Source organism: Vreelandella venusta (genome assembly GCF_044809155.1).
Classification (GTDB): Bacteria; Pseudomonadota; Gammaproteobacteria; order Pseudomonadales; family Halomonadaceae; genus Vreelandella; species Vreelandella venusta_B.
In genome coordinates this window covers 2304881-2317293 of record NZ_CP085241.1, presented here as the reverse complement: position 1 = coordinate 2317293, position 12413 = coordinate 2304881, and the positions used below count along the sequence as shown (strand labels likewise).

Below are 12413 nucleotides of genomic sequence, written 5' to 3'. Positions count from 1 at the left end.
TGATAGCGCCCTCGCTTCTCCCATGATGATCGTTTCGTTACGAGGTTCTCGCCGATGTTCAGCCGCGACATGACAATTGCCGGATTCGATGACGCGCTTTTTGATGCGATGCAGAAAGAAGTTGCACGCCAAGAAGCCCACATCGAACTCATTGCTTCTGAAAACTACGCCAGCCCCCGCGTACTGGAAGCCCAGGGCAGCCAGCTGACCAACAAATACGCCGAAGGCTACCCCGGCAAGCGCTACTATGGCGGCTGTGAATTCGTCGATATCGCCGAAAACCTCGCCATCGACTACGCCAAAGAGCTGTTTGGTGCCACCTACGTTAACGTCCAGCCCCATTCGGGTTCCCAGGCGAACAGCGCGGTATTCCAAGCGCTGGTGACGCCGGGTGACACCATCCTTGGCATGAGCCTGGACGCGGGCGGCCACCTAACCCACGGTGCCAAGCCTAACTTCTCTGGCAAGCACTACAACGCCATTCAGTACGGCCTGAACGAACAAGGCTTTATCGACTACGACCAAGTGGCGCAGCTTGCCCGTGAACATAAGCCGAAAATGATCATCGCCGGTTTCTCAGCCTATTCACAAATTGTTGATTGGGCCAAGTTCCGTGAAATCGCTGACGAAGTAGGCGCTTACTTACTGGTCGATATGGCCCACGTATCGGGTCTGGTAGCGGCGGGTGTTTACCCAAGCCCGCTGCCCCATGCGCATGTGGTCACGTCTACCACGCACAAAACCCTGCGCGGCCCGCGTAGCGGTGTGATTCTCTCTGCGGAAAATAACCCAGAGATCGAGAAAAAGCTCCAGTCAGCGGTCTTCCCCGGTGGCCAGGGTGGCCCCTTGATGCACGTGATTGCCGCGAAAGCGATCTGCTTCAAAGAAGCCATGGAGCCAGGTTTCAAAACCTACCAGCAGCAGGTAGTGAAGAATGCCCAGGCCATGGCTAAGGTATTCATGGATCGCGGTTACGACATCGTTTCCGGCGGCACCGAAGACCACCTGTTCCTACTCTCGCTAATTAAACAAGGCGTGACCGGTAAAGATGCGGACGCTGCCCTCGGCCGCGCGCACATCACTGTTAACAAAAACGCCGTGCCCAACGACCCGCAAAGCCCGTTCGTCACCTCTGGCCTGCGCATCGGCACGCCCGCCGTCACCACGCGTGGCTTTGGTGAAGAAGAGTGTACCCAGCTAGCCGGTTGGATCTGCGACATTCTCGATGTCCTCGCCAAAGGTGAAGACACCAGCAGCATAGAAGCCCAAGTGCTGGATAAAGTCGCCGCCGTATGTGGCCGCTATCCGGTTTATAAATAAACCAAAGCGTGTAGTCTAATTAGTTTCTCCTAGGCTAAGGAAAGCCCAAAAAACGGGTCCCCTGATAAGGGGATCCGTTTTTTGTTGGCTAATCTAAAGCGTTAGAGTGGCTAGCGCATTCATGCACTGCTGGACTAATGAAGAGGCTTTGCACTGCTCATCAGATTCGCAGTAGCAGCGTAGCTCAGGAGCGTTTCCGGACGGGCGTAAATGAACAATGTCGCCATTTTTAAGCGTGGCCCTGAGGCCATCCGTATTATCTATATGCACAATAGAGGCTTCTAACCCTAACGATTGCTGCAAAAGCTCAGGGGAAGCTTCCCATTTCGTTAGCAAAGCATGGCTTTCCTCAGTGGGAATGCTCTTCAGTCGGTCGCTGGCAGTGTAGCGGGAGGGGAGTTCGGCAAAAAGCCGTGAGAGCGGGATGCCGCGTTCGGCGGCCACTACCATCAGGGTTAACGCAGGTAGCAAGGCATCACGGGTGGGGAGGGCAGTTAGCCGACACCCCTCTTTTTCCAACGCGCTGGCCAGCAAGAATCCGCCATTCGCCTCAAATCCTGCCACCCGCTCAAAGCGTTTAGTTAAAGATGCCATACTGGCTAACACGTAAGGAGAACCAATGCGCGTGCGCTCTACTGCTTGAAAGGCGCCGCAAGCTTCAATCGCTGTATTACAGCTAACAGGAACCGCGAGTGCTTCAATGTTTAACGCACGGGCGCATAGCAACCCTACGATATCGCCACGCTGCCAAGTGCCTGTTTCATCGCCAAGTAAGGGGCGGTCACCATCTCCATCGGTAGAGAATAGCGCATGTAACGTATGCTGTTTTGCCCAAGCACGCCCTTGAGCCTGATCTTCTTCACTCACCGCTTCTGTATCAACTGGCACAAACGCCTCACTCCGGCCCAGTACCACGACATCAGCACCTAACTCAGCCAAAATATGTGTACTTAAATCTCGTCCAGAGGCTGAGTGTTGATACAGGCCTACCCGCCATCCTTTTAAAGGGTGGCCGGTAAACCACGAGGTAAAACGCGTTGAGTAAGCCTGATTCGCCGCCTCAGAAACAGCGCTGCGCTCTGGTGCAGGCAAGGTGGGCATTGGAGCTTGAGCTGTCAATATGGCTGTTTCGTCCGCTTTGGTAATTTCACCGTCTGGGCGGTAAAACTTAATGCCGTTGCGATCAAAGGGAATATGACTGCCGGTAATCATGATGCATGGGATGCCCTCGGACATTGCGTGTAGTGCCAAAGCAGGGGTTGGCAGTAAACCATAATCGTCTACCTTAATGCCCAGCGCACGTGCAGCACTGGTGCAGGCCGCCGCCATGACTGGACTACTTGGACGGCGATCCATGCCTAGCGCAATACGTTCAACTGTAAACGATGCCCGCATTGCCGTAATAAATGCCACGGTAAACGCCGCACATACGTCATCTGAAAATTGCTCGACCAAGCCACGCGCACCGCTGGTGCCAAAGGCAATGCCGCTGTCCTTGATAATGGCGGACGTAGAGCGTACTGAATTCAATATATTTCTCCTGATTAAAACGGTTGCGAGTTTAACCTTCTCGAAGGTAGGCGCTATGCAGTGCTTGTAGCGACGAACGCGGCGCTGTCTGGAAGCTATTTAATAAATAATTTACTAAGTAGCGCTCAATCGCTCCCAAATAGGTCTCTGGTATAAACCTTCTCTTCAATATCTCGCAGCTCTTCTGTCATGCGATTGGTGAGCACTACATCGCACAGCTGCTTAAAGGCGGCTAGATCGTTGATGACGGCAGAGCCGTAAAACTCGCTTTGTTCGAGTACCGGTTCATATACCACTACCTTAATACCTCTGGCCTTAATACGCTTCATCACGCCCTGCATAGCACTGGCGCGGAAGTTGTCTGAGCCGGTTTTCATAATGAGCCGATACACGCCGACAACCTGCGGATTACGCTTGATAATGCTCTTGGCAATAAAATCCTTCCGGGTGCGGTTAGCCTCTACAACGGCTTGGATCATGTTGTTAGGCACATCGTGATAGTTGGCCAGTAACTGCTTGGTGTCTTTAGGAAGGCAGTAGCCGCCGTAGCCGAAGCTTGGGTTGTTGTAGTGTTTGCCGATGCGCGGGTCTAGGCCCACGCCTTCAATAATTTGCCGTGTGTCCAGCCCATGCGTTTCGGCGTAGGTATCCAGCTCGTTAAAGTAAGCGACGCGCATGGCCAGGTAGGTATTGGCAAAGAGCTTAATAGCCTCTGCCTCAGTGCTATTAGTCAGCAGGACAGGAATATCCTGTTTGATAGCGCCCTGGGCCAATAGCTCAGCAAACTGCTGTGCACGGGTCGAATGTTCTCCCACCACAATTCGCGACGGGTGCAGGTTGTCATAAAGCGCTTTGCCTTCGCGTAAAAACTCTGGGGAAAAGATCAGGTTATCCGTGCCAAAGCGTTGGCTTGCCTCAACGGTATAGCCCACCGGCACGGTGGATTTAATCACCATCACTGCCTGGGGATTAATTGCCATGACCTGTTGAATGACCGTCTCAACGCTTGAGGTATCAAACGTGTTGGTTTCCGGGTCGTAATCCGTTGGGGTAGCGATAATCACAAAATCAGCGCCGGTGTAAGCTGCCTCAGGTGCGAGCGTGGCATGAAAATGTAGCCCGTCGCGCTGTAAAAAAGCTGAGATTTCTGCATCTTCAATGGGTGAAAAGCGCCTATTTAGCATCGCCACTTTCTCAGGCACTATATCAACCGCAACCACCTCATGGTGCTGAGCCAACAGCATGGCATTGGAAAGGCCAACGTAGCCGGTTCCAGCGACAGCAATTTTCATATATCAAGCCTAGAAGAGTGGGTTAATCTTTCAGTGAAAGGTGATCCATAGGGACGCTAATATGCTGTGTTCGGTTAAGCAACTCAATGAGCAGCATGGCGCGTTTTTCGCCACTTTTTTGATTGAAGAGCGCTTGGCTGAAAACAGCCTCTCTGCCAGAAAACGGCCCTTCTGTAATCGACACCGTCTCGCCAGGGTTGATGAGGGGAGTCTCAGCGGTTTGGGTGTCAGCAAAATTATCCTGGTTCTGAAGCGCAGAGATGAGCGCATCGGGTACCTGCGCGGGGACATGGCCAAAGCTCACCAGCTTCGCTACACCGCGTGTTGAACGAATAGGCCCCCAATTGCTTGTGGCTTGGTTAAGCCTGATAAACAAGTAAAAAGGAAAGAGTGGCTCAGTAACCCAGCACAGGCTGCCTTGGCGTTTTTTACGCAGCCGAATCGTTGGGTGGAATATGTCAAACCCCTGGTTCTCAAGGTTTTCAGCAGCACGGAAAGATTCACCGCCTTTGCACTGAATCGCGTACCAACACGCCCTTGTTTGCTTGTGCTCCATTGCGCTCAATCCATTGCTTTATATATGACTAGTTAGGTTAGCAGCATATAGCGTTCCAACAGAGGGGTATAGATTTACAAGGGGTAGGGCGCGAGGGTGGCAGTGCGACCTACCGCCTGTAGAGCACATCTGTTATGCTGCCGCGATTAATTTTTCTGCGCTTGACGTCTCTTCGATTCAACGGTGAACCCTTCATGGCAAAGCAACAGGAAGCAACGGATCTGCAGCGCGCGTTAAAAGCCTGCAAAGGTTCGTTTGTATCGGTCGGTTTTTTCAGCATGTTTGTGAACTTACTGATGCTGGTGCCGCCAATGTACATGCTCCAAGTGTACGACCGCGTCCTCACTACCCAAAGCTTCGACACTCTCGTAATGCTCACGCTGGTGGTTGTGTTCCTCTTTATGGTTATGGGGGGACTAGAGCTAGTGCGTTCGCGCATGTTGGTGCGCGTTGGCAATCGGCTTGATACTACGATTAACGAGCGCTTATACAGTGCGATGTTTCGTCGCAGCCTAGTGGCTCAAGGGGGGCAAAGTGCTCAGCCGCTGAGCGACCTTACGAATTTGCGCCAATTCCTCACAGGTAATGGGTTATTTGCATTTTTTGATGCGCCTTGGGTGCCTGTTTATTTAGGCGTACTGTTTCTGTTCCACCCGTGGTTGGGTGTGTTTGCCACTTGTGCTGGGGTAATTTTGCTGGCACTTGCCATTGCGAATGAAAAAGCGACAAAGAAGCTGCTAGCGGAAGCCAACAGCGAACATATTCAAGCCCAAAACTTAGCTAACTCGAACCTGCGCAACGCAGAAGTGCTGCATGCTATGGGGATGCTGCCAGGCATTATGGGCCGCTGGTCTAAGCGTCACCACGAATTTCTCTCAAAGCAGTCTCAAGCCAGTGACCGAGCCGGCGCTTTAACTAATACCTCGAAAACACTCCGGTTGCTCTTTCAGTCTTTAATCTTAGGTTTAGGTGCCATGTTAGTGCTAAGGGGTGAAATGACCCCCGGCATGATGATTGCTGGCTCAATACTCATGGGGCGGGCACTGGCCCCCATTGACCAAATGATTGGTGGTTGGAAAGGCTTTGTTGGCGCACGTGGTGCTTATGAGCGTCTCAATGAGCTGCTAACCCAAATACCTAGCGAACAGCGCAAAATGTCACTGCCCGCGCCGCAAGGGGAAGTAGCGCTAGAAGGCGTTGCTGCAGCTCCCCCTGGCTCTCGCATGGCAACTATTCGTGGGATCAACTTCTCAGTACCAAAAGGTGAGCATGTAGGTATTATCGGCCCCAGTGCTGCCGGTAAGTCGACGCTTGCCCGAGTATTACTAGGCATTTGGCCTTCACAGGTAGGAGATGTGCGCCTAGATGGTGGTGTGATTACCCATTATAACCGTGACGAAATTGGCCCCTATATTGGCTATTTACCCCAGGATATCGAGCTGTTCGACGGAACCATTAGTGAAAACATCGCACGCTTTGGCAATATAGATGCCGAAGAAGTGGTCAAAGCTGCCAAGAAAGCTGGCGTTCATGAAATGATTTTAGAACTGCCGAACGGTTACGACACCATCATTTCCTCCACTAGTGGCGCACTTTCAGGTGGTCAACGCCAGCGTGTGGGTCTTGCCCGCGCCTTATATGGTCAGCCTGTGCTGATTGTATTAGACGAGCCCAATGCCAATTTAGACGATGCTGGCGAGCGAGCGCTTGCCCAAACCATTGCACAGCTAAAGGCAGAAGGTACAACACTGTTTGTGATCAGCCACCGTACCAGCGTGCTCAAAAGTATGGATCAACTGCTGGTGATGAAAGAAGGGCAGGTTAGTATGTTTGGCCCACGTGACCAAGTGCTCGCCCAGTTTGCAAAAAAACCGCGCAACCAAGTAAGCCAGCAGAGCTCAGCACGGCTTTCGGCCATTAATGGCGGACGCGGTGGCGAGGAGAAGTAATATGAGCAACGACCAACGCAACGTACCTGCAAAACGCGAAATAGACGTTACTCCCAGTGGCCCTTCTACTATTGAGGGCGAAGCGACTGAGCAACTGCCCACCAGCGATAAAAGCTATCGCAGGCTTGGCTATGGCATTCTTCTGATTGCACTCGGAGGGTTCGTCTTATGGTCTGTTACAGCATCGCTTGCCATTGCTGTGGTCGCCCCGGGGAGCGTCTCCATTGAGTCGTTTAAACGCACGGTTCAACACCTTGAAGGCGGCATTGTAGAGGAACTGCTGGTAGAGGACGGCGATAAAGTCGATGCGGGCGAGCCGCTGATCATTTTAAGAGACACGCAAGTACGCTCACAGCTAGAAATTGCCCGTGCTCAGTACTTAATCAACCGTGCCATGGAAGCCCGCCTACTTGCTGAGCAAGAAGGGGCCGATATGATGGTAATTCCTGACGACATCAAAGACGCTGACAGCCCACGAGTGCAGCAGGTCATTGCCGTTCAGCAAAGCTTATTTACGGCGCGTCGCCAGTCTCTGATGAGCACGTTAGAGTCATTGGATGAGCAAATTATCCAGATGCAAGAGCAAATAGAAGGGCTGGAACAGCGCACCCGTGTTAATACTCAGCGTATCTCCTCGTTACGTGCTGAAGCCGAAGACTTCCGTTCGCTGTATCGCGAGGGGCTAGGGGACAACCAGCGTCTGCGTGAACTAGAGCGTCAAGTGCTCCAGTACGAAGGCGACAACGCTGAATTTCGTGCCAACATTGCGCAACTGCGCTCGCAGATCAGTGAAAACCGCATGCAGCGGGAAATCCAGCAGCAAGAGTTCCAGAAAGAAGTGGGCGAACAGCTGCGTGACGCACAAGCACAAATTGCCCAAGCGGAAGAGCAGATTGTATCGCTCTCTGATCAGGTGAACCGTATGGTGGTACTTGCCCCGGTGTCTGGCACCGTAGTGGGACGGCAGGTGCACACCGTAGGTGCAGTCATTCGCGGTGGAGATACCATTATGGATGTCGTGCCTTCCAACGACGGTTTTGTTGTTGAAGCGCGTATACCTACTCGTGACATCGACAATATCTACATGGGGCAATTTGCTGAGATACGCTTCAGTGCGTTTAATCAGCGCCTAACAGATATTATCGACGGTGAAGTTATCCACATTAGTGCCGATAGCTTTGAAGATGAAGCCACCGGCGAGCGCTACTACAAAGCGCGAGTGCGTGTTACTGAAGCTGGTTATGGGCAAATGACAGAGCAAATGCAGCTTCTTTCAGGTATGCCTGCTGAAGTCATGATCCGTACAGGCGAACGCACCTTTGCTAGCTACATCGCCAAACCCATCACCGATATGCTGGCACGCGCCCTGCGGGAGGACTAATGACTCGGATGTTGACACGCCTTACCCCGTTAGCGCTGGCCATGGGTATGCTAACTGTGACGTCAGCGCTCTACGCCCAAGAGCCACCCGCAGGTGATGAAGCAATGGCCGAGCTGGCCGCTTTGGAACAAGAGAGTGAGCTGCCTGCTGTACTGCCTTCGTTGCCAGGGTTGTTTGCCAGGGCGCTAGAAAACGATGCTGACCTTACGCGCCAGCGTTTTGAACTTGCTGCAACGCGTGAAGAAGTACCCATGGCGCGCTCGCAGCTGCTCCCGCAGGTGACCGCTTCGGGTTCATACTTGTGGCAAGACTCCACCAATATTCAAACGTCGCCAGACGATTTTGGCTTAGACCAACCTGCCCAGCGCCCCGGTGAAATAGACGAAACGGTATGGCAAGTCCAGCTACAACAGCCACTTTTTAGCTTGGAGCGTTGGCGTGGTGTGAATGTTGCTGACGAGCAGGTAAGTGCTGCTGAATTACAACTGGCATTAGTAGAGCGCGACCTAGCGCTGCAAGTGAGCGAAGCCTACATACAAGCCTATTTAGCCTCCCAGCGCCTGGGTCTGCTGGAATCACAGCAAGAAGCACTAGACCTGCAGGTGCGCCAAGCCCAGCGCGCGTTTGATCTTGGTGTTGGCGACCGCATCAACCTGCTAGAAGCTCAATCACGGTTAGATCAAGCGATCTCAGATGCTGTGCTCGCTGAAAACGAGCTGGATAACGCACTCAGTACGCTTGAGAGACTGACAGGTACACTTCCAGCGTTTCGTGGCCTAGCTGTTGGCGAGTTATCTAACGTGAGCCTACAAAGTGAATGGGGCAGCCAGGATGACTGGATCGCCCGCACCGGCCAAAATTTAGACGTGTTGATTGCCCGTCAAGATCAGCGGATTACCGAAGCCGATACCAGTACCCGTCGTGCAGGGTACTATCCCGAGCTAAATCTCAACCTTAGCTATTCAGACCGCAAAAGCGACGATCAACTGCGCGAAAGCAAAGACTACCGCGCTAGCGTAGAAATGAGCATGCCTATTTACCGAGGGGGTTACACTACCGCCAGTGTGCGCCAAGGTGAACGGCGCATTGATGCCAGCCAAGCAGCGTTTGATAACCAGCGCAATTTAGCGGTACAAGAAGTACGCCAGCGGCTACGTTCATTAAACGGACACGTACGCCGTATTGAAGCGCTGAAGCAAGCGATTGCTTCGAGCGAGCTGTTTCTGGAAGCTGCCGAACGTGGCGAACAGCTTGGCCTGCGCGATTTAGTCGACGTACTGGATGCCCGCGCAAGCCTGTTTGACCAACGCATACAGTACGTAGACACCATTGGCGAGTATGCCCTGGATAGCCTAGCGCTGCAGTCAGCGGTAGGTGAGCTAAGCAGCGATGACTTATCAGGTGTTATGAACCTGCTAGCATCATTAACAGTAGTTGATGGCGCAATCTAGGGACACAATGACGGCATGGCTGTAACAAAAGGTACCCAAAGTAACGATTGGCTCAGGCGTGCCATGCGCTGTTTTGATGCAGCTATCGCCATGCTCGTTTCGCTTTCCACGCTATGGTTAATGCCTCGTGTGACGGCGGTAAGCGATGATTATCTTTTTCTCATCGTAATTGGCAGCTTGTTGCTTCCCGCAGTAGGGGAGCTGATCGGCTTATATCAACCATGGCGCGGTCGCAGCCTCTACACCATGTTAGGCACTTATGGTTTAAGCTGGATTGCCGCGATAGGGCTGATTAGTCTTCTTTTGGTGGCTACCCAAACAACATCCAGTTTTTCTCGGGTGTGGATGGGCTTAACGGCGCTAATGGTGCTATTTATTGGAAGCGCGGTGCGCACCGCGTTATACGGCTATCTTCGTCACGTCCGCTCATCGGGTAGAAACCTTAAGCGGGTCTTGGTGGTTGGGGTTCCTGACAATATTGCACTGTTGGAAAAACGCGTCGTTGAGCAACCTCAGGCTGGGTATTTAATTGTCGGCCACCACATCGACACCGGCGATGAAGCGTTTATTTCAGAGATGGAAGCCTTTGCCACTCACAACATATTTCAGCGCTCTTTCGATGAAATATGGCTAGGCTACTCCCTGGTAGAAGGTGATCGTGTTCGCCAGCTCATGAGCCTGTTTGCGGGTATTCCTACTACTATCCGCTTCTTTCCAGACCTACCAGATGTTCGCTTACTGAATCATCGTATTGCTCAAGTAGCAGGGCTCTACTCCCTGGAGCTCAACCACACCCCCCTTAATGGGCCGATGAGGATGGTCAAAGCACTGGAAGATCGACTGTTAGGCTTAGTGCTTTTTATTATCTTTTCGCCTGTCATGGTAGCGGTTGCTATTGCCATAAAATGGCAAATGGGCGGCCCTGTGCTGTTTAAACAAGAACGACACGGCTTGGATGGTAAATGCTTCAAAATCTACAAATTCCGAACCATGAAGCCACATAACAGCACCACGACACAGCAAGCAACACGCGCTGATCAGCGTATCACGCGCCTGGGTAGCTTTCTGCGGCGCACCAGCTTAGATGAACTTCCACAGCTCTATAACGTCCTACAAGGCCGCATGTCGTTAGTTGGGCCAAGGCCACATGCCATGGACCACAACGACCACTACAAGGATCGTATTGATATCTATATGCAACGGCACCGAGTGAAACCCGGCATGACTGGGTGGGCACAGGTGAACGGCCTGCGCGGTATTACCGACGACGTAAAGCTGATGCAAAAGCGTGTCGAATACGACCTTTACTACATAGAGCGTTGGTCGTTGGGGTTTGATTTGAAAATTTTAGCGATGACGTTAACCCGCGGATTTATCAACACCCAGCCTTAAGTAGCTCGCTATACCAATGCCCGCGACGGCTTATCAAAAGATATACGTTTTCAAGGAGGATTTATGATTTTCCCCGTTATCCTATCTGGTGGTTCAGGTTCACGACTCTGGCCCGTGTCACGCGAGCACTACCCCAAGCAGTTTTTAAACCTGCACAAGGAAGATCGAAGCCTATTACAGGAAGCAGCGCAGCGCCTAAATAATGTCGAAGATACCGGCACACCGATCGTAGTGTGTAACGAAGAGCATCGCTTTTTGGTCGCAGAGCAGATGCACCAAATAGGCCAGCAAAATACACAGATTATTTTAGAGCCCTGTGGGCGGAACACTGCCCCCGCGCTTGCACTAACCGCATTGGCAGCGCGCAGCTTTAGTGCCGATGCTGAACTGCTAGTAATGCCCGCAGACCACGTCATAAAAAATGAAACGGCATTTGCACAAGCGGTCACAAAAGGGCGCGCACTATCTGCTGCCGGTAAGTTAGTCACGTTTGGCATTACCCCTAGCTCACCGCAAACAGGCTACGGTTATATACGCCGTGGTAACAGCCTAGATGAAGGCTACGCCGTGGAAGCCTTTGTCGAAAAGCCCGACCTAGCCCGCGCAAAGCAGTACTTAGAAAGCGGCGAATACCTATGGAATAGCGGCATCTTCCTGTTTAGAGCAACCGACTACCTTGCCGCTTTGAGTCAGTTCGCTCCCGATATTCTAGAAGTATGTGAGCGCGCCTTTGAAGCTCGCAGCGAAGACCTCGACTTTTTGCGGGTTGACCAAGAGATATTTACCCAATGCCGCAGTGAATCCATCGACTACGCGGTAATGGAGCAGACCAAAGACGCCGCGGTAGTACCTATGGACCCCGGCTGGAGCGACATTGGTGCCTGGGATGCCCTGTACGCGCTTAAAGCTGACGAAGACACAGAAAATGGCAACGCCGTTCATGGCGATGTCATGCTACATAATACGCACGACAGCTTAATCCACAGCGAATCACGCCTTGTGGCCGCCGTTGGCGTCAGCAACCTAGTGATTGTGGAAACCGACGACGCTGTGCTGGTAGCCGACCGACACCAAGCCCAAGACACCAAACTGATCGTCAATGCCCTAAAAGCTGCCGGACGCAAAGAGTCCCAATCGCACCAGCGTGTATACCGCCCCTGGGGTAACTACCGCACCATGGTGCTCACCGACAGCTTTCAGGTCAAAGAGATCGTTGTTAATCCCGGTGCCAAGCTCTCCCTACAAATGCACCATCACCGCGCAGAGCACTGGGTAGTGGTGCAGGGCACGGCGAAAGTAACCCAAGGAGAAGGGCACGGCGACCTCAGCAAGCTAAAAAGTTTTCTGCTCTCGGAAGACGAATCAACCTATATCCCCTTAGGTACAGTTCATCGCCTAGAGAACCCGGGTGTGATTCCCTTGCACCTTATCGAAGTACAAACCGGCTCCTATTTAGGGGAAGACGACATCATTCGCTATAACGACGAGTACGGTCGCGAATAACGCTTGCGCACACCTACCGCCGTCAATAGGAGCCAATAA

9 protein-coding genes are annotated in these 12413 nt (G+C 52.5%); 6 read left to right on the top strand and 3 right to left on the bottom strand.

Annotation, left to right across the window (positions count from 1 at the left end; genetic code table 11):
* The first annotated feature begins 54 nt into the window (after window positions 1–54).
* Window positions 55–1320 carry a serine hydroxymethyltransferase gene (gene glyA, locus LG301_RS10855; protein WP_404471184.1) on the top strand — a complete coding sequence of 422 codons (1266 nt, stop codon included), beginning with the start codon at window positions 55–57 and terminating at the stop codon, window positions 1318–1320.
* A 93-nt stretch (window positions 1321–1413) separates the two neighbouring features.
* On the opposite strand, the gene LG301_RS10850 is transcribed toward glyA, so the two are convergent.
* The 3 genes from LG301_RS10850 to rfaH form a co-directional block, all read right to left on the bottom strand.
* Window positions 1414–2850, bottom strand: coding sequence for a phosphomannomutase (locus LG301_RS10850; RefSeq protein WP_404471182.1), 1437 nt, complete (start codon window positions 2848–2850; stop codon window positions 1414–1416).
* Window positions 2851–2975: 125 nt separating this feature from the next.
* Window positions 2976–4142, bottom strand: coding sequence for a nucleotide sugar dehydrogenase (locus tag LG301_RS10845; protein WP_404471181.1), 1167 nt, complete (start codon window positions 4140–4142; stop codon window positions 2976–2978).
* A gap of 22 nt (window positions 4143–4164) precedes the next feature.
* Complete coding sequence (gene rfaH, locus LG301_RS10840) at window positions 4165–4698, bottom strand: transcription/translation regulatory transformer protein RfaH (RefSeq protein WP_404471180.1); 534 nt, start codon at window positions 4696–4698, stop codon at window positions 4165–4167.
* 194 nt (window positions 4699–4892) lie between these two features.
* Between rfaH and LG301_RS10835 the strand changes: the two genes are divergently transcribed.
* The 5 genes from LG301_RS10835 to LG301_RS10815 all read left to right on the top strand — a co-directional run bounded on the left by LG301_RS10835 (window position 4893) and on the right by LG301_RS10815 (window position 12374).
* Window positions 4893–6647 (top strand): type I secretion system permease/ATPase, encoded by a 1755-nt coding sequence (locus LG301_RS10835; RefSeq protein WP_404471179.1) that lies wholly within the window; start codon window positions 4893–4895, stop codon window positions 6645–6647.
* A 1-nt stretch (window position 6648) separates the two neighbouring features.
* Window positions 6649–8028, top strand: a complete 1380-nt coding sequence (locus LG301_RS10830) for an HlyD family type I secretion periplasmic adaptor subunit (RefSeq protein WP_404471178.1) — start codon at window positions 6649–6651, stop codon at window positions 8026–8028.
* The gene (locus LG301_RS10825; RefSeq protein WP_404471177.1) at window positions 8028–9479 is read left to right on the top strand and encodes a TolC family outer membrane protein; all 1452 of its coding nucleotides are present in this window, start codon (window positions 8028–8030) and stop codon (window positions 9477–9479) included. Before LG301_RS10830 ends, LG301_RS10825 begins: the two co-directional genes overlap by 1 nt.
* A gap of 15 nt (window positions 9480–9494) precedes the next feature.
* Window positions 9495–10871 (top strand): undecaprenyl-phosphate glucose phosphotransferase, encoded by a 1377-nt coding sequence (locus tag LG301_RS10820; protein WP_404471176.1) that lies wholly within the window; start codon window positions 9495–9497, stop codon window positions 10869–10871.
* A 63-nt stretch (window positions 10872–10934) separates the two neighbouring features.
* Window positions 10935–12374, top strand: a complete 1440-nt coding sequence (locus LG301_RS10815; RefSeq protein ID WP_404471175.1) for a mannose-1-phosphate guanylyltransferase/mannose-6-phosphate isomerase — start codon at window positions 10935–10937, stop codon at window positions 12372–12374.
* Window positions 12375–12413 lie beyond the last annotated feature (39 nt).